Consider the following 22,802-nt stretch of genomic DNA (forward strand, 5'->3'; position numbering starts at 1 on the left):
CGACGACGCAAAATGCCATTCTCAGGCGCAAGTCGCTTAGTCGCGTTGTGCCGCCTTTCATTAGTATATACACAAAATCATTCACGCTACATGAGGCAAACGCCCGTAGAATGATGAGTGTCGCGGCACGCTTGCGCCCGGGGCATCAATTACGATGGGTCAAAATCGAGTCGACTAAGCCGTACTCTACCGCTTCGGAAGCAGAGAGGAAGCGGTCACGCTCTGTATCGCGTTCAATCTGCTCAAGAGATTGACCCGTATGGTGCGCCATAAGTTCATTCATGCGCCCTTTCACTTTTAAAATTTCACGAGCATGAATTTCGATGTCCGTCGCCTGGCCCTGATAGCCGCCCAGCGGCTGGTGGATCATGACGCGAGAATTCGGCAGACAGAAGCGTTTACCTTTCGCCCCTGCGGTCAGCAGGAACGCGCCCATAGATGCCGCCTGCCCCATACAAATGGTGCTAACGTCCGGCTTGATAAACTGCATAGTGTCGTAAATAGACATCCCTGCGGTAATCACGCCGCCTGGGGAGTTAATATACAGGTAGATATCTTTTTCCGGGTTTTCCGCTTCCAGGAACAGCATCTGCGCCACAATCAGGTTAGCCATATGGTCTTCGACCTGGCCGGTCAGAAAAATGACGCGTTCCTTAAGTAGACGAGAATAGATATCAAATGATCGCTCACCGCGTGAGGTCTGTTCAATGACCATCGGCACCAGCGCCATATGGGGTGCAAAGTTATCTCGTTCGCCGCTGTATGACATTTCCGTCTCCTGGATAAAATTTGAAAAAACCTGCTGTACCGATTGTAACCTTATGGACGGATTATCAGCTAGTCCCTCTGTTATGGGTACGGCATCGCTATAATTCAAGCATAACAATCTTTTGCTTTAACGCTAACACCGAAAAACGCTTTTTCGCCCTCTCGCTGCAAAAGGTCCGGCAAAAAAAAGACCCGCCACCAGAGGGTGACGGGTCCTGTGCGAATGTCACGCGATAGCGCGAAATTACGCCTGCTGGTTCATCAGCTCGTTGAACGTTGTGGCTTTTTCAGTCACTTTCGCTTTCGCCAGAACGGCTTCAACAGCCTGCTCTTCCAGCGCAACGTTACGCATGTTGTCCATCAGCTCTTTGTTTTTGCTGTAGAACTCGATCACTTCTTTCGGATCTTCGTACGCAGAAGCCATCTCTTCGATCAGACCTTTTACGCGCTCTTCGTCAGCTTTCAGCTCGTTAGTGCGAATCACTTCGCCCAGCAGCAGGCCAACAACGACGCGGCGTTTAGCCTGTTCTTCGAACAGTTCGCGCGGCAGTTCCAGCGCTTGTTTCTCGTTGCCGCCGAAACGCTGAGCAGCCTGGCGACGCAGTACGTCGATTTCGCTGTCGATCAGAGCGGAAGGAACGTCAATGTCGTTCGCTTTCACCAGACCTTCGATGGCCTGAGATTTAACACGGTTACGCACAGCGCCTTTCAGTTCGCGCTCCATGTTCTTGCGCACTTCGGTACGCAGACCAGCAACGGAACCATCTTCAACGCCGAAACGCTTGATGAATTCTTCAGTCAGTTCCGGCAGCTCGCGCTCTTCCACTTTCTTCAGGTTGATCGCGAACTTCGCGGCTTTACCTTTCAGGTTTTCAGCGTGGTATTCTTCCGGGAAGGTGACGTCGATGGTGAATTCTTCACCGGCTTTGTGACCTTTGATACCGTCTTCAAAGCCCGGGATCATACGTCCCTGGCCCATTGCCAGGACGAAGTCAGACGCTTTTCCGCCTTCGAATTCTTCGCCGTCTACAGAACCGGTGAAGTCGATGGTCACGCGATCTTCTGCATCAGCAGCGCCGTCTTTGTCTTTCCAGGTCGCCTGCTGCTTGCGCAGGGTGTCCAGCATGACATCAACGTCAGCGTCGGTCACTTCAACCACCGGTTTTTCAACTTCGATAGCGTCCAGACCTGTCAGTTCAACTTCCGGATAGACTTCAAATTCTACAGAATAGGTGAAGTCTTCACCCAGCTTGTATTCGCCCGGAACGTAGTTCGGCGCGCCAGCCGGATTGATTTTTTCTTTGATGATCGCATCAACGAAGTTGCGGCTCATCAGGTCGCCCAGAACATCCTGGCGAACAGACGCGCCATAACGCTGAGCAACAACATTCATAGGTACTTTGCCTTTACGGAAGCCGTCAATACGTACTTTCTTCGCTACGTTGACCAGCTCGCTTTTCACAGCGGTCTCGATGCTGTCAGCAGCGATAGTAATCGTTACACGGCGGCCAAGGCCTTGAGTGGTTTCAACTGAAACTTGCATCTTGTTACCTCAAAAAATCACAGTGCTCGGTCAACTCTACTCCGCAAGCACAGATTATTGGCTTCGCGGAACCGGGATGTTCTCATAATCAATCACATTCCCTGTCGTCAGAATCATCCCGAAGACATTCAAATAGACGCGGCATTATAGCGGCATCACTTTTATGAGTCGAGAACGGTGATTGCGCGTTGCTGCGGCTTTTTTCACAATTCCCGGCTAATTTTGGTCTGAAAACCGTCAAACCAGAACAAAATTCAGACAAAATAAAACGGCCCGCAGGCCGTTTTCACACAATCGTTAGCAACATACTGGAAAAGCGCCAGCGGTTGCAAATAGGTTTTCAGGCGATGCTTCCTGCTCCACGGCATGGCGGTGACGCAAAAATCGTATCCTGCAAGCCTTCCCATTCCTTAATGGTGTAGGTGTGCAGCGCCAGCGCGTGGACCGTCGTGGACAGTTCAGCCGTTAATGTGCCGTAGATCATCCGATGACGATTTAAAAACCGTTCGCCTGCGAAGCGATCGCTAACCAGAACCACTTTAAAGTGGCTTTCGGAACCTGCCGGGACATTGTGACGATAACTCTCATCCACAACTTCGAGGAACACGGGTTGGAACGCTGCCCTTAATTTTTCTTCTATTTGCTCACGTATCATCATGAAAGATCTCCTCAAACCACGCTGAGATGTCACCCATCCCTTTAAATATTAGCCGCTTTTACCGGTTCCATTACACCATTACAACAAATATTTAGCCTTCGTCTGATTTTCAGCGTCAAACTCGTGAAGTTTACTGATTTATACATTCCGAAGATTGCAAAAAGCCGAAGTTTGTTCTCCATGCAGTCATAAAACGGACAACGCGATGAATTTACATGCGTTACCCACTTCCCCTCGCCGTTAGCGGTGTTATGATGGCGGGAATTTTTCACTTTCTCTGCTGAAGATTTACTGAGAGTCCGAACATGTTAAAAAAAATCCTCTTTCCGTTAGTCGCTGTCTTTATGCTGGCAGGCTGCGCGACGCCGCCGACCACCATCGACGTGTCCCCGAAAATGACCCTGCCGCAGCAGGATCCAAGCCTGATGGGCGTGACCGTCAGTATTAACGGCGCCGACCAGCGTACGGATCAGGCGCTGGCGAAAGTCACCCGCGACAACCAGCTCGTCACCCTGACCGCCTCCCGCGATCTGCGCTTCCTGTTACAAGAAGTGCTGGAAAAACAGATGACCGCGCGCGGATATATGGTGGGTCCGAACGGTGCGGTTAACCTGCAAATCATTGTTAATCAGCTGTATGCCGACGTCTCCCAGGGCAACGTCCGCTATAACATCTCCACCAAAGCCGATATCGCCATCATCGCCACCGCGGCAAACGGCAACAAGATGACGAAAAACTATCGTGCCAGCTACTCCGTTGAAGGCGCCTTCACGGCGACCAACAAAAATATCGCTAACGCGGTTAACAGCGTGCTGACCGACACCATCGCGGATATGTCTCAGGACACCAGCGTCCACGACTTCATCAAGCAAAACGCACGTTAATATCTGCATCCTGACCCGGCCTCACGCCGGGTCAGTTTTCTGAGCCCATGTCCAGTCACTACTTACGTATTTTTCAGCAACCAAAATCAGCGATTTTGCTGATGCTAGGGTTCGCCTCCGGCTTACCGCTCGCGCTGACGTCCGGCACGCTTCAGGCGTGGATGACTGTCGAGAATATCGATCTTAAAACCATCGGTTTTTTCTCGCTTGTCGGTCAGGCTTACGTCTTTAAATTTCTCTGGTCGCCGGTCATGGACCGCTACACGCCGCCTTTTTTGGGCCGCCGTCGCGGTTGGCTGCTGACCACCCAGATCCTGCTTTTGATCTCCATCGCGGCAATGGGTTTCCTTGAGCCTGGCAGCCAGTTGCGCTGGATGGCGGCCCTCGCGGTCGTCATCGCCTTCTGTTCCGCCTCGCAGGACATTGTTTTCGACGCGTGGAAAACAGACGTCTTAGCCGCGGAAGAACGCGGCGCGGGTGCGGCGATCAGCGTGTTGGGGTATCGGTTGGGGATGTTAGTTTCGGGCGGACTTGCGCTGTGGATGGCCGACCGCTGGCTTGGCTGGCAGGGTATGTACTGGCTGATGGCGGCGCTGCTTATTCCCTGCATTATCTCAACGCTGCTGGCACCGGAGCCAACCGACGCCATTCCGGTGCCCAAAACCCTTGAACAGGCCGTCGCCGCCCCACTGCGCGACTTTTTTGGCCGTAACAACGCCTGGCTGATTTTGCTGCTCATCATCCTTTATAAACTGGGCGACGCGTTTGCCATGAGCCTGACGACGACCTTTTTGATTCGCGGCGTCGGATTTGACGCCGGTGAAGTGGGCGTGGTGAACAAAACGCTGGGGCTACTGGCGACCATCGTCGGCGCGCTGTACGGCGGCATATTAATGCAGCGACTGACCCTGTTCCGCGCGTTGCTGATCTTCGGCATCCTGCAAGGGGTTTCTAACGCGGGATACTGGCTGCTGTCGGTCACTGATAAGCACATGTTCAGCATGGCAACGGCAGTATTCTTCGAAAACCTGTGCGGGGGGATGGGGACATCCGCGTTTGTCGCCTTGTTGATGACGCTGTGCAATAAGTCCTTTTCCGCTACCCAATTTGCGCTTCTTTCCGCGCTTTCTGCTGTGGGTCGCGTGTATGTCGGCCCGGTTGCAGGTTGGTTTGTTGAAGCGCACGGCTGGTCGACTTTTTATCTCTTCTCCGTTGTCGCTGCGCTACCCGGTCTGCTTCTGCTGCTGATATGCAAACAAACGCTGGAGTACACGCGAGAGAGCGAAAGCTTCCTGCCGCGTACGGAATTCCGTTCTGCTTACCGTCTGGCGCTGAAAATACTGATGGCGGGCTGCGCGATGTTGGGCGTCTGGCTGTTACTGCTGACGATGAATGCGCTGAACTTGTCCAACTTCACCTTCCTCGCTGGGCTACTGGAAGTGGCGGTGATCGTGGCAATCATTGGCGTTGTCGTGGGCGGCGTGCTGGATTATCTGGCGCTGCGCAAAACCCGTCTGGTGTAAGTGGCAGACATTATTTAGCCGTTGTAATCACCCTGCGCGATTATAACGGTTAAATAATCAACACTTGAGAAAAATAATATTTGTTGTTTTGTGCGCAATAGAAACTGGAAATTATTGACGCCTTTAATGTATTTTATTTTCCTTACTCGATTCAGCCAGAGCGCATTTATTTTTTGTATTTTGTTTGTCTCTTTTTTGATAATTAATTGTTAACCAATTGTTTTATTTTTGCATTGGTTATACCAATTGCCCTCCCGCCCCTTCCTCTTAGTCCCCTTTCGTTATAACGCGATGTTGCAACAGGTTCTTAATGCTATACTGACATATCTTGCAACATATGTGACACGTGCGGCAGAACCCGGTAACACAGATCCAATGATGTTTACAGTAATGTAACCTTCCCGTAAAATGCCCACACACTTTAAACGCCACCAGGTCCCGTGGAATTGAGGTCGTTAAATGAGACTCAGGAAATACAATAAAAGTTTGGGATGGTTGTCATTAATTGCAGGCACTGCATTACTCAGTGGCTGTAATTCTGCGCTGTTAGATCCCAAAGGACAGATTGGACTGGAGCAACGTTCACTGATACTGACGGCCTTTGGCCTGATGTTGATTGTCGTTATCCCTGCAATCTTGATGGCAATTGGTTTCGCCTGGAAGTATCGTGCGAGCAATAAAGATGCGAAGTACAGCCCGAACTGGTCACACTCCAATAAAGTGGAAGCTGTGGTCTGGACGGTGCCGATTCTGATCATCATTTTCCTTGCGGTACTTACCTGGAAAACCACTCACTCTCTTGAGCCAAGCAAACCGCTGGTGCATGACGAGAAGCCTATTACCATCGAAGTGGTTTCCATGGACTGGAAATGGTTCTTCATCTACCCGGAACAGGGCATTGCTACCGTGAATGAAATCGCCTTCCCGGTGAACACTCCGGTTTACTTCAAAGTGACCTCCAACTCCGTGATGAACTCCTTCTTTATTCCGCGTCTGGGTAGCCAGATTTATGCCATGGCCGGTATGCAGACTCGTCTGCACCTGATCGCCAACGAAGCCGGTACCTATGACGGTATCTCCGCCAGCTATAGCGGTCCAGGCTTCTCCGGTATGAAGTTTAAAGCTATCGCCACACCAGACCGCGCCGCATTCGACCAATGGGTTGCTAAAGCGAAACAATCTCCGAACACCATGAGCGACATGGCTGCGTTCGAGAAAGTGGCTGCGCCAAGCGAATACAACCAGGTGGAATATTTCTCCAACGTGAAACCGGATTTGTTTAAAGACGTCATTAACAAATTTATGGCTCACGGCAAGAGCATGGACATGACCCAACCGGAAGGTGAGCACAGCTCGCACGAAGGGATGGAAGGCATGGACATGAGCCACGCGGAAGCCGCTCACTAAGGGGCCGAGGAAGAAAACGATGTTCGGAAAATTATCACTGGATGCAGTCCCGTACCATGAACCCATTATCATGGTCACGATTGCTGGCATTATCATCGGTGGTCTGGCCTTACTGGGCTTAATCACTTACTTCGGTAAGTGGACCTACCTGTGGAAAGAGTGGCTAACGTCAGTTGACCACAAACGTCTTGGCATCATGTATGTCATCGTCGCTATCGTAATGTTACTGCGTGGCTTTGCCGACGCCATCATGATGCGTAGCCAACAGGCGCTGGCCTCGGCGGGCGAAGCGGGTTTCCTGCCGCCGCACCACTACGACCAGATCTTTACGGCTCACGGCGTGATCATGATCTTCTTCGTGGCCATGCCATTCGTTATCGGTCTGATGAACCTGGTGGTTCCCCTGCAGATCGGCGCGCGTGACGTTGCGTTCCCGTTCCTCAACAACCTGAGCTTCTGGTTCACCGTTGTTGGCGTGATCCTGGTTAACCTTTCTCTGGGCGTTGGTGAATTCGCACAGACCGGTTGGCTGGCCTATCCGCCGCTTTCGGGAATAGAGTACAGTCCAAGCGTCGGGGTCGATTACTGGATATGGGCGCTGCAGCTCTCCGGTATTGGGACAACGTTAACCGGCATCAACTTCTTCGTGACCATTCTGAAGATGCGTGCGCCGGGCATGACGATGTTCAAGATGCCGGTATTTACCTGGGCTTCGCTGTGCGCCAACGTGCTGATTATCGCCTCGTTCCCTATTCTGACAGTGACCATCGCGCTGCTGACCCTGGATCGCTATCTGGGCACCCATTTCTTCACCAATGATATGGGCGGCAACATGATGATGTACATCAACCTGATTTGGGCCTGGGGCCATCCGGAAGTGTACATTTTGATCCTGCCGGTGTTTGGGGTGTTCTCCGAGATCGCCGCGACATTCTCCCGTAAGCGTCTGTTTGGTTACACCTCGCTGGTGTGGGCGACAGTGTGTATTACCGTTCTGTCGTTCATCGTTTGGCTGCACCACTTCTTTACTATGGGTGCAGGCGCGAACGTCAACGCCTTCTTCGGTATTACCACCATGATTATCGCCATCCCGACCGGGGTGAAGATCTTCAACTGGCTGTTCACCATGTATCAGGGCCGTATCGTCTTCCATTCAGCGATGCTGTGGACGATTGGCTTTATCGTGACCTTCTCGGTCGGCGGTATGACCGGTGTTCTGCTGGCGGTACCGGGCGCGGACTTCGTTCTGCATAACAGTCTGTTCCTGATTGCGCACTTCCATAACGTCATCATCGGCGGCGTGGTCTTCGGGTGCTTCGCCGGTATGACCTACTGGTGGCCGAAAGCGTTTGGCTTCAAGCTGAACGAAACCTGGGGTAAACGCGCGTTCTGGTTCTGGATCATCGGTTTCTTCGTGGCGTTCATGCCGCTGTACGTGCTGGGCTTCATGGGGATGACCCGTCGTCTCAGCCAGCAGATCGATCCGCAGTTCCACCCGATGCTGATGGTTGCGGCTGTCGGTGCGGCGCTGATTGCGATTGGTATTCTGTGCCTCGTTATTCAGATTTACGTTTCTATCCGCGACCGCGAGCAGAACCGTGACCTGACCGGTGACCCGTGGGGTGGCCGTACGCTGGAGTGGGCAACCTCTTCTCCGCCTCCGTTCTATAACTTTGCCGTTGTGCCGCACGTTCACGAGCGTGACGCCTTCTGGGAAATGAAAGAAAAAGGCGAAGCGTACAAACAGCCTGCGCAGTATGAAGAAATTCATATGCCGAAAAACAGCGGCGCGGGCATTGTGATTGCCGCCTTCGCAACCCTCTTCGGTTTCGCCATGATCTGGCATATCTGGTGGCTGGCAATCGCAAGCTTCGCAGGCATGATCATCAGCTGGATTGTGAAGAGCTTTGACGAGGACGTGGATTACTACGTACCAGTCCGTGAAGTCGAAAAACTGGAAAACCAGCATTTCGATGAGATTTCTAAGGCAGGGCTGAAAAATGGCAACTGATACTTTAACGCACGCGACTGCCCACGCGCACGATCACGGGCACCACGACGCAGGTCAGAACAAAATCTTCGGATTCTGGATCTACCTGATGAGCGACTGCATTCTGTTCTCGATTCTGTTCGCAACCTATGCCGTTCTGGTGAACGGCACCGCGGGTGGCCCGACGGGTAAGGACATTTTCGAACTGCCGTTCGTTCTGGTTGAAACTTTCCTGCTGTTATTCAGCTCCATCACCTACGGCATGGCGGCGATCGCCATGCACAAGAACAACAAGAGCCAGGTGGTTTCCTGGCTGGCGTTGACCTTCTTGTTTGGCGCCGGGTTCATCGGGATGGAAATCTATGAATTCCATCACCTGATTGTTAACGGTATGGGTCCGGATCGCAGCGGTTTCCTGTCGGCGTTCTTTGCGCTGGTCGGTACCCACGGCCTGCACGTAACCTCTGGACTGATCTGGATGGCGGTACTGATGGTGCAAATCGCCCGTCGCGGCCTGACCAGTACTAACCGTACCCGCATTATGTGCCTGAGCCTGTTCTGGCACTTCCTCGATGTGGTGTGGATCTGCGTGTTCACTGTTGTTTATCTGATGGGGGCGATGTAATGAGTCATTCTAACGATCACGGCGGCGCGTCCCATGGCAGCGTAAAGACCTACATGACAGGCTTTATCCTGTCGATCATCCTGACGGTGATCCCGTTCTGGATGGTGATGACGGGGGCGGCTTCTCCAGGCGTTATTCTGGGGACAATCCTGGCAATGGCAGTGGTGCAGATTTTAGTGCATCTGGTGTGCTTCCTGCACATGAACACGAAGTCTGATGAAGGCTGGAACATGACGGCTTTTGTCTTTACCGTGCTGATCATCGCCATCCTGGTTGTCGGTTCCATCTGGATCATGTGGAACCTCAACTACAACATGATGATGCACTAAGAGCGGCGGTTATGATGTTTAAGCAATACCTGCAAGTAACGAAACCAGGCATCATCTTTGGCAACCTGATCTCGGTGATCGGGGGGTTCCTGCTGGCCTCCAAGGGCAGCATTGATTATCCCCTGTTTATCTACACGTTGGTTGGGGTGTCACTGGTTGTGGCGTCGGGTTGTGTATTTAACAACTACATCGACAGGGATATCGACAGGAAGATGGAAAGGACCAAAAACCGGGTGCTGGTTAAGGGCCTGATTTCTCCTGCTGTCTCGCTGGTGTACGCCACCCTGCTGGGTATTGCTGGCTTCATGCTGCTGTGGTTTGGCGCGAATCCTCTGGCCTGCTGGCTGGGCGTGATGGGCTTTGTGGTCTATGTAGGCGTCTACAGCCTGTATATGAAGCGCCATTCAGTTTACGGTACGCTGATTGGTTCTCTCTCCGGCGCTGCGCCGCCGGTGATTGGCTACTGCGCCGTGACCGGCGATTTCGACAGCGGCGCGCTGATTCTGCTGGCGATTTTTAGCCTGTGGCAGATGCCGCACTCGTATGCCATCGCCATTTTCCGCTTTAAGGATTATCAGGCGGCAAACATCCCGGTTCTGCCGGTGGTGAAAGGTATTTCGGTGGCGAAAAACCACATTACGCTGTACATCATCGCCTTTGCGATCGCCACGCTGATGCTCTCACTGGGCGGTTACGCCGGGTATAAATACCTGGTGGTCGCGGCGGCGGTGAGCGTCTGGTGGTTAGGAATGGCGCTGCGCGGCTATAAAGTGGAAGACGATCGCGTCTGGGCGCGCAAGCTGTTCGGCTTTTCAATCATCGCCATTACCGCGCTTAGCGTAATGATGTCCGTCGACTTTATGGTGCCGGATTCGCACAGCCTGCTGACTTACGTCTGGTAAGACAGCCTTGCGCTAACTCACGTTGAAAAGGGTGCTTCGGCACCCTTTTTTTTCGGCGTATTCTCCCAGGGGAAATACGCTTTCCAGTTCACACACGATAAAACGACGAGAAAGCCTTTCTCTCTTTTGGTTCATGAGGATATCCGGGCGGAATAATAGCCATGCAATTATATTAAATAAATTAGTTACACAAGTAACAAACCCTTTTATGTCTCTTCACAATTCTACATATCGTAGTGGTTTACCCTGTTACCTCGCCGCTTTACACTAGGCGCGACATTAAGACAGAGGTGGGAATGAACGATTATAAAATGACGCCGGGCGAGTTGCGCGCCACCTGGGGTTTAGGGACCGTTTTTTCATTGCGCATGCTTGGCATGTTTATGGTCCTGCCGGTTCTGACCACATACGGCATGGCATTACAGGGCGCCAGTGAAGCGTTGATTGGTATCGCGATTGGTATTTACGGCCTCGCGCAGGCGATATTTCAAATTCCGTTTGGACTGCTTTCCGACCGTGTTGGCCGTAAACCACTCATTGTCGGCGGGTTGGCCATCTTTGTTTTAGGCAGCATTATCGCCGCCCTCTCCCACTCCATCTGGGGGATTATTTTAGGGCGGGCGCTTCAGGGCTCCGGAGCGATCGCCGCCGCCGTGATGGCGTTACTGTCCGATCTCACCCGCGAACAAAACCGCACCAAGGCGATGGCGTTTATCGGCGTCAGCTTTGGCATCACCTTCGCTATCGCCATGGTGCTTGGCCCGATAATTACCCACGCGCTGGGGCTGAACGCCCTGTTCTGGATGATCGCTGTTCTCGCCACTACCGGTATTGCGTTGACAATCTGGGTCGTGCCAAACAGCACTACCCATGTGCTAAACCGCGAGTCCGGCATGGTGAAAGGCAGCTTCCGGAAAGTGCTGGCTGAACCTAAACTGTTGAAACTTAACTTCGGTATTATGTGTCTGCACATTCTGCTGATGTCGACTTTTGTCGCCTTACCCGGTCAACTCGCAGACGCCGGGTTGCCTGCCGCCGGGCACTGGAAAGTCTATCTGGTCACGATGCTGATCTCTTTTGCCTCCGTGGTGCCCTTTATTATTTACGCCGAAGTGAAGCGCAAAATGAAGCGGGTATTCCTGCTCTGCGTGGCGTTGATTGTGATTGCGGAGATCGTACTGTGGGGCGCGGGAAATCATTTCTGGGAGCTGATTATTGGCGTCCAGATTTTCTTCCTTGCCTTTAATCTGATGGAAGCCCTTCTGCCTTCGCTCATCAGTAAAGAGTCACCAGCGGGCTATAAAGGCACAGCGATGGGCGTCTATTCCACCAGCCAGTTCCTCGGCGTGGCGATTGGCGGCTCTCTGGGTGGTTGGGTCGACGGCATGTTCGATGGACAAACCGTTTTCCTCGTCGGCGCGCTGTTAGCCGTTGTCTGGCTGGCGGTCGCCAGCACAATGAAAGAACCGCCTTATGTCAGCAGCCTGCGGGTAGAAATCCCGTCCGATATCGCCGCCGATGACACATTAAAGCAGCGTCTGTTGGCAACAGATGGCGTGAGCGAGGTGCTGATCGCGGAAAATGAGCATTCTGCGTATGTTAAGATCGACAGTAAAGTGACGAACCGTTTTGAGGTTGAGCAGGCTATCAGGCTAGCGTGATGGTTGCCGGATGGGGGTTATCGCCGATCCCATCCGGCATAAACGCTTAATCGCGGAAGTTTTTGAACTGGAACGGCTGACCTAAATCCCCGCCACGCACCAGCGCCATAACGGACTGAAGATCGTCGCGGGATTTACCGGTTACGCGAATTTCATCACCCTGAATCTGCGCCTGCACCTTCAGCTTGCTGTCTTTGATCAGCTTAACGATTTTTTTCTGCACCGCGCTTTCAATACCCTGCTTCAGCTTCGCTTCCACAAACCAGGTTTTGCCGCTGTGCACAAACTCTTCCGGCACATCCAGCGAAGCCCCTTCAATGCCGCGTTTCAGCAGTTTGGCACGCAAAATGTCCAGCAACTGGTTCACCTGGAAGTCGGACTCACTCAGCACTTTGATGGTTTTATTCGCGTCGTTCAGCTCAATACTGGCCTCTACGCCGCGAAAATCGAAACGCGACTCGACTTCACGAACCGCGTTATCTACGCCGTTACGCGCTTCCTGCAGATCAACCTCGGAAACAATATCGAAAGATGGCATCTTTTCTTCTCCCTTCATTTTCGTTGCGTTGCATAATACCTGCAACGAGGCTTAACGAGAAGCTTAGCTGATGGCGCTATACTTAGGCCATAACACCTGGCGCAGTTGCAGGTGAGGAGGAACAATGAAAGTAACAGTGCTTGGATGCGGCGCCCTGGGTCAACTCTGGCTTACAGCGTTGTGCAAACAGGGACATGACGTTCAGGGTTGGCTGCGTATTCCCCAGCCCTATTGCAGTGTGAATGTAATCGAGACCGACGGTTCGATTTTTAACGAATCTCTGACGGCGAACGACCCGGAGTTTCTTGCCGACAGCGATCTGCTGCTGGTTACCCTGAAAGCCTGGCAGGTTTCCGACGCCGTAAAAGCGTTGGCAGCCATGTTACCCGTCAGTACGCCTGTTCTGTTGATTCACAACGGTATGGGTACCATTGAAGAGCTGAAATCGCTCCGCCAGCCGCTGCTGATGGGCACCACCACCCACGCGGCGCGTCGCGATGGCAACGTCATCATCCACGTTGCCAGCGGCACCACGCATATTGGTCCAGCCCGGGAGCAGGATGGCGACTACAGTTATCTTGCGGATACATTGCAATGCGCGCTGCCTGACGTCGCCTGGCACAACACGATTCGCGCGGAGCTGTGGCGGAAGCTGGCGGTAAATTGCGTGATCAATCCGCTCACCGCGTTGTGGAACTGCCCAAACGGCGAGCTTCGCCATCATTCCGACGAGGTCGCGTTGATTTGTCGGGAAGTCGCCGCGGTGATTGAACGGGAAGGTCATCATACGTCAGAAGACGATTTACGCTATTATGTCGAACAAGTCATTGAGAGTACGGCAGAAAACATATCTTCCATGTTGCAGGATATCCGGGCGATGCGGCATACCGAAATTGATTACATCACCGGTTATCTGCTGAAACGCGCCCGAGCGCACGGCATCACTGTGCCGGAAAATAGCCGCCTGTTTGAATTAGTGAAACGAAAGGAGAGTGAGTATGAGCGCATCGGCACTGGTCTGCCTCGCCCCTGGTAGTGAAGAGACCGAAGCGGTCACTACCATCGACCTGTTAGTGCGTGGCGGTATTAACGTCACCACGGCGAGCGTCGCCAGCGATGGCAATCTCACGATTGTGTGTTCCCGTGGCGTTAAACTGCTGGCAGACGCGCCGCTGGTTGAAGTCGCCGACGGCGATTATGATGCGATCGTTTTACCCGGCGGCATTAAGGGTGCGGAATGCTTTCGCGACAGTCCGCTGCTGGTGGAAACAGTCAAACAGTTCCACCGCTCCGGGCGCATTGTCGCCGCTATTTGCGCGGCCGCTGCGACCGTGCTGGTTCCACATGATATTTTCCCCATCGGCAATATGACCGGCTTTCCGGCACTGAAAGATAACATCCCCGCCGAACAGTGGCAGGACAAGCGCGTCGTATGGGACGCACGTGTGAAGCTGTTAACCAGCCAGGGGCCGGGGACCGCCATCGACTTTGGGTTGAAAATTATTGATCTGCTGGTTGGACGTGAAAAAGCCCACGAAGTGGCGTCACAACTGGTGCTGGCGGCGGGCATTTACAACTACTACGAGTAAGCGGGTAAAAGCCGGGTGGCAGTTGTGCCTTACCCGGCCTAATAAGTGATCTGTATTATCGACCCGGTAAGCACTGCGCCACCGGGCAATCAATTACGGACGGTAAACCTTCACGTTCTCAAAGCCCTGCTCGCGCAGATAAAGCGCCTGCAGACGGCTCATCACGCCGCGCTCGCACCACAGCAGCCAGGTTTTGCTCTGATCGAGATCGCCGAATTTGGTGCTCAGCTTGTAGAACGGCAGGGAAACCACATCCACGCCTTCCACCTTCAGCGGTTTGTCGTCCTGCTCATCGATGGAGCGGATATCGAGAATCGCGTCGTTCGGGCCGAAGCCGCTGACGGTCTCCACTTCAACCACCTCCTGCTCGGTCTGTTGGGCGATCTCGCGGATATCGACGTTGCTGGCTTCCGCCACCACGTTATCAAGAATGCTGAAATCGAAGTTCTCTTCTTCCGCTTCAATTTTCGCCTTGATGGCTTTCACCGTCGGACTTTTTGAGATCACGCCGCAGTATTCCGGCATCGTGCGGGCGAAATCTTCGGTACCAATTTCGCGGGCGATATTGATGATGTGCTCTTTGTCGTATGCGATCAACGGACGAAGAATCAGGGTATCAGAGACATTATCAATCAAACGCAGGTTGGTCAGCGTCTGACTGGAAACCTGCCCCAGCGCTTCGCCCGTCACCAGCGCCTGCACACCATACCGCTCCGCCACTTTCGACGCTGCGCGCACCATCATGCGCTTAAGCACGACACCCATCTGGCCATCGTCGACCTTTTCGAGGATCTCACCGACCACCGGCTCAAAGTTAATGGCGACAAAGCGGACGCGGTGCGAACTGCCGTAACGGTTCCACAGGTAATGCGCCACCTGGCGAACACCGATTTCATGCGCCGCGCCGCCAAGATTAAAGAAGCAGTAATGTACGCGGCAGCCGCGACGCATCAACATGTAACTGGAAACGCCAGAGTCAAAACCGCCTGAAATCAACGACAGCACGTCTTCCTGGGTACCGATCGGGAAACCGCCAATCCCTTCATAGCGACCTTTGATGATCAGCAGACGGTCATCTTCAACTTCAAGATGCACCGTTACATCCGGGTTGGTCAGCTTCACGCGCGCAGATTCAATATGCTGATTTAATCCGCCGCCCACGTAACGTTCCACTTCGATGGAGCTAAACGCATGCTTACCGCGACGCTTCACACGTACGCAGAAGGATTTGCCTTCCAGACGGTCGCGGTACTCCACCAGCGCTTTCTCGAAGATATCGTGCAGGTCGGTGAACGGCACATCTTCCACTTCAAGGATATGGTGGATACCCGGAATGCGGGTCAGCGCATCGCGAATCACCAAGCGCTGGCTTTCATCCTTAGCGCGTACTTCGATGTTATCCCAGTGGCGAACGACAGCAAGGGTCTCATCATAGTGCTTTAAAACGTTACGAATGTTCCCGGTCAGAATTTTTATAAAGCGCAAACGCACAGATTGGCTTTTGATAGTGATTTCCGGGAACAATTTAATGATAAACTTCATGGCGGCAATGGTTCTTAAGCAAGCCATCAAAGGCTTGTATTGGAGAATAGTACAGCAGCCCAAACATGAAGCTGCATCCAGGCGCGGGAGTATACCATCAACCGGCCCGTCCTGTGCACATCCCCTTACCATTGTGCGTTATTTGCTTATCAGTGCGAGTCCGTTACCATAGTCTTGTGCTGCCATTACTGAGAGTCAGACATTCATTATGCCGAAGAAAAACGAGGCGCCCGTCAGCTTTGAAACATCGCTGAACGAGCTGGAGCAAATTGTAACCCGTCTGGAAAGTGGCGATCTGCCGCTTGACGAGGCGCTGAACGAATTTGAACGTGGCGTGCAGCTGGCGCGTCAGGGCCAGGTTAAGCTGCAGCAGGCTGAACAGCGCGTGCAGATCCTGCTGTCTGACAACGAAGACGCAGAGACGACGCCTTTTACACCGGATAACGCGTAAATGGATTTTACCCAGCAGCTACAGGCTTGCGTGGAGCAGGCCAATCAGGCGCTAAACCGTTTTATCGCTCCACTGCCCTTTCAGAACACTCCCGTGGTCGAAACCATGTTGTATGGCGCATTATTAGGGGGTAAACGCCTGCGCCCGTTTTTGGTTTACGCCACCGGCCAGATGTTTGGCGTCAGCAAGGGTACGCTGGACGCCCCGGCCGCCGCCGTTGAGTGCATTCACGCCTATTCGCTCATTCATGACGATTTACCGGCGATGGATGACGACGATTTGCGCCGCGGCCTGCCGACCTGCCACGTCAAATTTGGCGAAGCGAACGCCATTCTCGCTGGCGACGCCCTGCAAACGCTGGCGTTTTCCATCATCAGCGACGCGCCGATGCCGGAAGTGAGCGACCGCGATCGCATCGCGATGATTTCCGAACTGGCGAACGCCAGTGGGATTGCGGGGATGTGCGGCGGTCAGGCGCTCGATCTGGACGCTGAAGGTAAGCAGGTGCCGCTGGACGCGCTGGAGAAAATCCACCGCCATAAAACCGGCGCATTGATCCGCGCCGCAGTGCGCCTGGGCGCGTTAAGCGCGGGCGAAAAAGGGCGAAACGCCCTGCCGATACTCGACAAATACGCAGAAAGTATCGGCCTGGCCTTCCAGGTTCAGGATGACATTCTGGATGTGGTGGGCGATACTGCAACGTTGGGTAAACGCCAGGGTGCCGACCAGCAGCTTGGCAAAAGTACCTATCCTGCACTTCTGGGTCTTGAGCAAGCCCGGAATAAAGCCCGGGATTTAATCGAAGAGGCCCGTCAGTCATTAAACCAGCTGGCCGTTCAGTCTCTCGATACCTCGGCACTGGAAGCGCTAGCGGACTACATAATCCAGCGTGATAAATAAACAACCAATCCTATGGGCTTGCGATGAGTTTTGATATAGCCAAATACCCTACCCTGGCACTGGTCGACTCCACCCAGGAGTTACGCCTTTTACCCAAAGAGAGTCTGCCGAAACTCTGCGACGAACTGCGCCGCTATCTTCTCGACAGCGTCAGTCGTTCCAGCGGACACTTCGCCTCCGGGCTGGGCACGGTGGAACTCACCGTGGCGCTGCATTATGTCTATAACACGCCGTTTGACCAGCTTATCTGGGACGTGGGCCATCAGGCTTATCCGCACAAAATTCTCACGGGTCGCCGCGATAAAATCGGCACCATCCGCCAGAAAGGCGGCCTGCACCCATTCCCATGGCGCGGCGAGAGCGAATACGACGTCCTGAGCGTCGGTCACTCTTCGACGTCTATCAGCGCAGGAATTGGCATTGCCGTCGCCGCCGAAAAAGAGGGAAAAGATCGCCGCACCGTGTGCGTGATTGGCGACGGTGCGATCACCGCCGGTATGGCGTTTGAAGCAATGAACCACGCGGGCGATATCAAGCCGGACATGCTGGTGATCCTCAACGACAACGAAATGTCGATTTCCGAAAACGTCGGCGCGCTCAATAATCACCTGGCGCAGCTGCTTTCCGGCAAGCTCTACTCCTCGTTGCGTGAAGGCGGCAAGAAGGTCTTTTCTGGCGTACCGCCGATTAAAGAACTCCTGAAGCGCACAGAAGAACATATCAAAGGCATGGTGGTGCCGGGCACGCTGTTTGAAGAGCTGGGCTTTAACTATATCGGCCCTGTGGATGGTCACGACGTACTGGGACTTATCACGACGCTCAAGAATATGCGCGATCTGAAAGGTCCGCAGTTTTTGCACATCATGACCAAAAAAGGGCGTGGTTATGAGCCTGCCGAAAAAGATCCGATCACGTTCCATGCAGTGCCGAAATTCGATCCCTCCAGCGGCTGCCTGCCGAAAAGCAGCGGCGGCCTGCCGAGCTATTCGAAGATCTTTGGCGACTGGCTGTGCGAAACCGCAGCGAAAGACAGCAAGCTCATGGCGATTACCCCGGCCATGCGCGAAGGTTCCGGCATGGTCGAATTTTCGCGTAAATTCCCGGATCGCTATTTTGACGTCGCGATCGCCGAACAACATGCGGTAACCTTTGCCGCCGGTCTGGCGATTGGCGGCTACAAGCCGGTGGTGGCGATTTACTCCACCTTCCTGCAACGCGCCTACGATCAGGTTATTCATGACGTGGCGATCCAGAAGCTGCCAGTGATGTTTGCCATTGACCGCGCCGGGATTGTCGGCGCCGACGGGCAGACCCACCAGGGGGCGTTCGATCTCTCGTATCTGCGCTGCCTGCCGGATATGGTTATCATGACCCCCAGCGATGAAAACGAATGCCGCCAGATGCTGTTTACCGGCTATCACTACAGCGAAGGCCCGACCGCGGTCCGCTACCCGCGCGGCAACGCGCTGGGCGTTGAACTGACGCCGCTGGAGAAGCTGCCTATCGGCAAAGGCGTGGTGAAACGTCACGGAGAAAAACTGGCCATCCTGAACTTCGGTACGCTGATGCCGGAAGCGGCAAAGGCCGCGGAATCGCTTAACGCAACCCTGGTGGATATGCGTTTTGTGAAGCCGCTGGACGACGCGCTGATTCTGGAAATGGCTGCCCAGCACGACGTGTTGGTGACGCTGGAGGAAAACGCCATTATGGGCGGCGCGGGCAGCGGCGTGAACGAGGTGCTGATGGCGCATCGTAAGCCGGTGCCAGTGCTGAACATCGGCCTGCCGGACTTCTTTATCCCGCAGGGCACTCAGGATGAGGCGCGCGCCGAACTGGGGCTCGATGCCGCTGGCATTGAAGCCAAAATCAAGGCCTGGCTGGCATAATCGTCTATTTGCTCCTGCTATGCTTATCCCATAATCAGCATAACAGGAGCGAAACAATGCAATACAACGTCTTAGGAAAAACCGACCTTCGGGTCTCCCGCCTGTGTCTGGGCTGTATGACGTTTGGCGAACCGAGCCGCGGCAATCACGCCTGGACGCTTCCCGAAGAAAGCAGTCGTCCGATCATCAAACACGCCCTTGAGGGCGGCATCAACTTTTTCGACACCGCCAACAGTTATTCCGCAGGCAGCAGCGAAGAGATTGTCGGTCGCGCCCTGCGCGATTTTGCCCGTCGTGACGAGGTGGTGGTGGCGACCAAGGTCTTTCATCAGGTTGACGACCTGCCGGAAGGCTTATCCCGCGCGCAGATCCTGCGCTCTATCGACGACAGTCTGCGACGTCTGGGTATGGACCACGTTGATATCCTGCAAATTCACCGCTGGGACTACAACACGCCGATAGAAGAAACGCTGGAAGCGCTGAATGATGTCGTGAAAGCCGGGAAAGCACGTTACATCGGCGCATCCTCAATGCACGCCTCGCAATTTGCCCAGGCGCTGGCTCTGCAAAAACAGCACGGTTGGGCGCCGTTCATCAGTATGCAGGACCATTACAATCTGATCTATCGTGAGGAAGAGCGCGAGATGCTGCCGCTGTGCTATCAGGAGGGCATCGCGGTGATCCCGTGGAGTCCGCTGGCGCGGGGTCGTCTGACCCGTCCGTGGGGGGAAACCACCGCGCGCGTCGTCTCCGATGAGGTGGGTAAAAATCTGTACCGCGAAAGCGACGAAAACGATGCGCAGATCGCCGCCCGCCTGGCAGGCGTTAGTGAAGAGCTTGGCGCGACGCGCGCTCAGGTGGCGCTGGCGTGGCTGCTCAGCAAACCCGGTGTCGCCGCGCCGATTGTCGGCGCATCTCGGGAAGAACAACTGGATGAACTGCTGAACGCGGTGGATTTAACGCTGAAGCCGGAGCAGATAGCCGAACTGGAAACACCGTACAAACCGCATCCGGTGGTGGGATTCAAGTGAAGACAGCGCCCGATAGCACGACGCTATCGGGCCTCTCCCGCATTTCAGGAATCGGTTAAAACATACCGATCGGCCAGTGGTGGCCGATAAAATACAAAATACCGGCAGAAATCACCCCTGCAACGATATCGTCAACCATGATCCCCATCCCACCGTGGACGTTGCGGTCAAACCAACGGATCGGCCATGGCTTCCACATATCAAGAATGCGGAAAATAACGAACCCGGCTGCCACCCACTGCCAGTCGCGGGTCGGCAGCGCCATCAGGGTGATCCACATCCCGATGAATTCATCCCAGACAATACTGCCGTGATCATGGACGCCCATGTCTTTCGCCGTCTGATGGCAGAGATAGACCCCGATACAGATGCCCAGCATCACCACCAGTGAATAGAGCTGCCAGGGCAGAAAGGTCATCACATACCAGAACGGGATCGCCGCCAGTGACCCCATCGTGCCCGGAACCACCGGACTCAGACCACTGCCAAAACCGGTAGCCAACAAATGCCACGGGTTAGTCAGTTTCAGGCGGCTTTTCGCCGTATCTTTATGACGTGGCAAAATGGTCATATCCTTTCCAGTCGAAGGTGACAGGCTCGCCGTCACGCGTAAAACAGATCCCTTCCACATCCGCGCTCATTTGCCCGATGCAGGTAAACGGCACGCCGAGATGGCCGAGCGCGACATCCAGCGCCCCGCGATTCAGTTCCGGTACCGTAAAGCATAATTCATAGTCTTCGCCGCCGGAGAGCGCCCAGCGCAGCGCCTGTTCGCTTTCGACATGACGTTTGACCGCGTCGGAGAAAGGCAGCGTTTCAATGTCTATGCGCGCGCCGCAGGCGCTGGCTTTGACGATATGCCCAAGATCGGAAATCAGCCCATCCGACAGATCGATCGCCGCGCTCGCCTTGTCGCGCAGCGCCTGCCCTTGAAGAATACGCGGCGTCGGTCGCAGGTGGCGTTTTAGCAGATATTCCCGGTCAACCTCATCCGCAACCTGTAAACGGTGCTGTAAAATCGCCAGCCCTGCCGCGCTGTCGCCTGGCGTACCGGTAACGTAAATCCAGTCGCCCGGCTTCGCCCCTGAGCGTTTCAGGGCGCGGCCCGCAGGGACGTAGCCGTGGATACCCAGCGTCATGGAGAGCGGCCCACGCGTGGTATCGCCGCCAATCAGCTGCATATCGTAATAATTGAGTAGTTCGAACAGACTGTCGCTGAATATTTCCAGCCAGCGTTCATCGACCTCCGGCAGCGTTATCGCCAGCGTCAGCCACGCCGGATCGGCGCCCATTGCCGCCAGATCGCTTAAATTGACCGCCAGCGCTTTATACGCCAGGTCCGCCGGATCGATATCGGCCAGGAAGTGATTGCCCGCCACCAGCGTATCGGTACTGATCGCCAGGGTCTGTTTTTCAGGAATATTCAGGAGTGCGCAATCGTCGCCAATACCGGTTTCGACATCGAGACGAGAGCTTCTAACACGGTCAAAATAACGGGCAATCAGGGAGAACTCGCCGCATGCCATACGTTATGCCTCAGCAGAAATAAAGAAAAAGCCGCCAGCGGAGCGGAGGCGTCCCCGCGTCACTGACGGCCTGGTGATTACTTTTTGTTGGGGCGAATCGCAGGCGCTGCTTTATCCAGTACGCCATTGACGAACTTGTGGCTGTCTTCTGCGCCGAAGGTTTTCGCCAGTTCGATCGCTTCGTTGATGGCCACTTTATACGGCACATCGCTACGCTTAGACAGCTCAAACAGCGCAATGCGCAGGACCGCTTTTTCCACCTGACCCAGTTCTTCCAACAGGCGGGACAGGTAAGGCTTCATCAAACCGTCCAGGTACGCGCTGTTAGTCGCCACCCCGGACAGCAGTTCGCGGAAGTACATGACGTCAACATCTTTTACGTCCTGTTCTGCCAGGAACTGGTATTCAACATCAGCGATGTCGTTCTGGGACAACTGCCAGGAGTAGAGCGCCTGAACGGCACACTCACGAGCGCGGCGACGAGCAGCAGGTTTCACGGATTTCCCCTTACAAAAATCAGGCCTTGATGGCTTTCAATACATTAATCATTTCAAGCGCGGTCAGTGCAGCTTCCGCGCCTTTGTTACCGGCTTTGGTGCCAGCACGTTCAATCGCTTGTTCAATGCTTTCGGTGGTCAGTACGCCAAAGGCGACAGGAATTTCGCTGTCCTGAGCGACATGCGCCAGGCCATTGCTTGCCCCACCAGCAACATATTCAAAGTGCGCGGTGCCACCACGGATCACGGTGCCAAGCGCAATCACCGCGTCATATTTACCGGTTTTCGCCAATGCGCCAGCCGCCAGCGGCAGCTCGTATGCGCCTGGAACCCAAACGACGGTAATATTTTCATCTTTAACCTGGCCAATGCGTTTCAGTGCGTCAACCGCGCCGTCCAGCAGGCTGTCATTGATAAAGTTGTTGAAACGCGCAATGGTGATGGCGACGCGAGCGTCCGGAGTAGCAACGTTAGCTTCAATAATGTTCATATTCTTCCTTCGGGTTCGGTATAAGCCCCCGCAGGGGGGCGGATTTTATCATAAATATCGTC

Annotated in this window: 23 protein-coding genes; 14 read left to right on the plus strand and 9 right to left on the minus strand. The window is 54.2% G+C overall.

Annotation, left to right across the window (positions count from 1 at the left end; genetic code table 11):
- Positions 1-145: 145 nt before the first annotated feature.
- The 3 genes from clpP to bolA all read right to left on the minus strand — a co-directional run bounded on the left by clpP (position 146) and on the right by bolA (position 2,969).
- Complete coding sequence (gene clpP, locus HVX72_RS15985) at positions 146-769, minus strand: ATP-dependent Clp endopeptidase proteolytic subunit ClpP (RefSeq protein ID WP_003021624.1); 624 nt, start codon at positions 767-769, stop codon at positions 146-148.
- Between the two features lie 243 nt (positions 770-1,012).
- A complete protein-coding gene (gene tig, locus HVX72_RS15990) occupies positions 1,013-2,311 on the minus strand; it encodes a trigger factor (RefSeq protein WP_042285910.1) in 1,299 nt (432 codons plus the stop codon).
- Positions 2,312-2,651: 340 nt separating this feature from the next.
- Positions 2,652-2,969, minus strand: a complete 318-nt coding sequence (gene bolA / locus HVX72_RS15995; protein ID WP_042285914.1) for a transcriptional regulator BolA — start codon at positions 2,967-2,969, stop codon at positions 2,652-2,654.
- Positions 2,970-3,274: 305 nt separating this feature from the next.
- On the opposite strand from bolA, the gene HVX72_RS16000 reads away from it, so the two are divergent.
- The 8 genes from HVX72_RS16000 (at position 3,275) to HVX72_RS16035 (ending at position 12,290) form a co-directional block, all read left to right on the plus strand.
- Positions 3,275-3,853 (plus strand): lipoprotein, encoded by a 579-nt coding sequence (locus HVX72_RS16000; protein ID WP_181821867.1) that lies wholly within the window; start codon positions 3,275-3,277, stop codon positions 3,851-3,853.
- A 47-nt stretch (positions 3,854-3,900) separates the two neighbouring features.
- Complete coding sequence (gene ampG / locus HVX72_RS16005; RefSeq protein WP_181821868.1) at positions 3,901-5,376, plus strand: muropeptide MFS transporter AmpG; 1,476 nt, start codon at positions 3,901-3,903, stop codon at positions 5,374-5,376.
- 459 nt (positions 5,377-5,835) lie between these two features.
- Positions 5,836-6,783: a cytochrome o ubiquinol oxidase subunit II gene (cyoA, locus tag HVX72_RS16010; protein WP_181821869.1), complete on the plus strand. Its 948-nt coding sequence runs from the start codon at positions 5,836-5,838 to the stop codon at positions 6,781-6,783.
- A gap of 19 nt (positions 6,784-6,802) precedes the next feature.
- Positions 6,803-8,794 (plus strand): cytochrome o ubiquinol oxidase subunit I, encoded by a 1,992-nt coding sequence (gene cyoB / locus HVX72_RS16015; protein WP_042285926.1) that lies wholly within the window; start codon positions 6,803-6,805, stop codon positions 8,792-8,794.
- A complete protein-coding gene (locus HVX72_RS16020) occupies positions 8,784-9,398 on the plus strand; it encodes a cytochrome o ubiquinol oxidase subunit III (RefSeq protein WP_042285929.1) in 615 nt (204 codons plus the stop codon). The genes cyoB and HVX72_RS16020 overlap by 11 nt, the downstream gene beginning before the upstream one ends.
- Entirely contained in the window at positions 9,398-9,727 is a 330-nt protein-coding gene (locus tag HVX72_RS16025; protein ID WP_012904838.1) for a cytochrome o ubiquinol oxidase subunit IV, read from the plus strand. The genes HVX72_RS16020 and HVX72_RS16025 overlap by 1 nt, the downstream gene beginning before the upstream one ends.
- 11 nt (positions 9,728-9,738) lie before the next feature.
- The gene (gene cyoE / locus HVX72_RS16030; protein ID WP_082636756.1) at positions 9,739-10,629 is read left to right on the plus strand and encodes a heme o synthase; all 891 of its coding nucleotides are present in this window, start codon (positions 9,739-9,741) and stop codon (positions 10,627-10,629) included.
- Between the two features lie 296 nt (positions 10,630-10,925).
- The gene (locus HVX72_RS16035; protein ID WP_181821870.1) at positions 10,926-12,290 is read left to right on the plus strand and encodes an MFS transporter; all 1,365 of its coding nucleotides are present in this window, start codon (positions 10,926-10,928) and stop codon (positions 12,288-12,290) included.
- A 46-nt stretch (positions 12,291-12,336) separates the two neighbouring features.
- Here HVX72_RS16035 and HVX72_RS16040 read toward each other — a convergent pair whose 3' ends face one another.
- Positions 12,337-12,828 carry a YajQ family cyclic di-GMP-binding protein gene (locus HVX72_RS16040; protein WP_042285941.1) on the minus strand — a complete coding sequence of 164 codons (492 nt, stop codon included), beginning with the start codon at positions 12,826-12,828 and terminating at the stop codon, positions 12,337-12,339.
- A gap of 124 nt (positions 12,829-12,952) precedes the next feature.
- Between HVX72_RS16040 and panE the strand changes: the two genes are divergently transcribed.
- Both panE and yajL read left to right on the plus strand, forming a co-directional pair.
- Positions 12,953-13,864 carry a 2-dehydropantoate 2-reductase gene (gene panE / locus HVX72_RS16045; protein WP_042285943.1) on the plus strand — a complete coding sequence of 304 codons (912 nt, stop codon included), beginning with the start codon at positions 12,953-12,955 and terminating at the stop codon, positions 13,862-13,864.
- Positions 13,827-14,417 (plus strand): protein deglycase YajL, encoded by a 591-nt coding sequence (gene yajL, locus HVX72_RS16050; protein ID WP_181821871.1) that lies wholly within the window; start codon positions 13,827-13,829, stop codon positions 14,415-14,417. Before panE ends, yajL begins: the two co-directional genes overlap by 38 nt.
- Before the next feature lie 93 nt (positions 14,418-14,510).
- Here the strand turns inward: yajL and thiI are convergent, their stop codons facing one another.
- Entirely contained in the window at positions 14,511-15,959 is a 1,449-nt protein-coding gene (gene thiI / locus HVX72_RS16055) for a tRNA uracil 4-sulfurtransferase ThiI (protein ID WP_181821872.1), read from the minus strand.
- 208 nt (positions 15,960-16,167) lie between these two features.
- Here thiI and xseB point away from each other — a divergent pair, with 208 nt between their 5' ends.
- Genes xseB through HVX72_RS16075 form a run of 4 tightly spaced genes read left to right on the plus strand, consistent with a single transcriptional unit; the run spans position 16,168 to position 20,227 of the window.
- On the plus strand, positions 16,168-16,410 hold the full coding sequence (gene xseB / locus HVX72_RS16060) for an exodeoxyribonuclease VII small subunit (protein ID WP_042285949.1): 243 nt from the start codon (positions 16,168-16,170) through the stop codon (positions 16,408-16,410).
- The gene (ispA, locus tag HVX72_RS16065) at positions 16,411-17,310 is read left to right on the plus strand and encodes a (2E,6E)-farnesyl diphosphate synthase (protein WP_042285951.1); all 900 of its coding nucleotides are present in this window, start codon (positions 16,411-16,413) and stop codon (positions 17,308-17,310) included.
- Positions 17,311-17,333: 23 nt separating this feature from the next.
- On the plus strand, positions 17,334-19,196 hold the full coding sequence (gene dxs, locus HVX72_RS16070; protein ID WP_042285953.1) for a 1-deoxy-D-xylulose-5-phosphate synthase: 1,863 nt from the start codon (positions 17,334-17,336) through the stop codon (positions 19,194-19,196).
- A gap of 56 nt (positions 19,197-19,252) precedes the next feature.
- Positions 19,253-20,227 (plus strand): aldo/keto reductase, encoded by a 975-nt coding sequence (locus tag HVX72_RS16075; RefSeq protein WP_181821873.1) that lies wholly within the window; start codon positions 19,253-19,255, stop codon positions 20,225-20,227.
- A 55-nt stretch (positions 20,228-20,282) separates the two neighbouring features.
- Here HVX72_RS16075 and pgpA read toward each other — a convergent pair whose 3' ends face one another.
- The 4 genes from pgpA to ribE all read right to left on the minus strand — a co-directional run bounded on the left by pgpA (position 20,283) and on the right by ribE (position 22,740).
- Positions 20,283-20,798 (minus strand): phosphatidylglycerophosphatase A, encoded by a 516-nt coding sequence (gene pgpA, locus HVX72_RS16080; RefSeq protein WP_042285958.1) that lies wholly within the window; start codon positions 20,796-20,798, stop codon positions 20,283-20,285.
- A complete protein-coding gene (thiL, locus tag HVX72_RS16085; protein WP_042285959.1) occupies positions 20,776-21,753 on the minus strand; it encodes a thiamine-phosphate kinase in 978 nt (325 codons plus the stop codon). Before thiL ends, pgpA begins: the two co-directional genes overlap by 23 nt.
- Positions 21,754-21,830: 77 nt before the next feature.
- Positions 21,831-22,250: a transcription antitermination factor NusB gene (gene nusB, locus HVX72_RS16090; protein WP_042285962.1), complete on the minus strand. Its 420-nt coding sequence runs from the start codon at positions 22,248-22,250 to the stop codon at positions 21,831-21,833.
- Between the two features lie 19 nt (positions 22,251-22,269).
- Entirely contained in the window at positions 22,270-22,740 is a 471-nt protein-coding gene (ribE, locus tag HVX72_RS16095; RefSeq protein WP_042285964.1) for a 6,7-dimethyl-8-ribityllumazine synthase, read from the minus strand.
- Positions 22,741-22,802: the final 62 nt, after the last annotated feature.

It is taken from the genome of Citrobacter sp. RHB21-C05, assembly GCF_013889015.1.
In the GTDB taxonomy this organism is placed as follows: domain Bacteria; phylum Pseudomonadota; class Gammaproteobacteria; order Enterobacterales; family Enterobacteriaceae; genus Citrobacter_A; species Citrobacter_A sedlakii.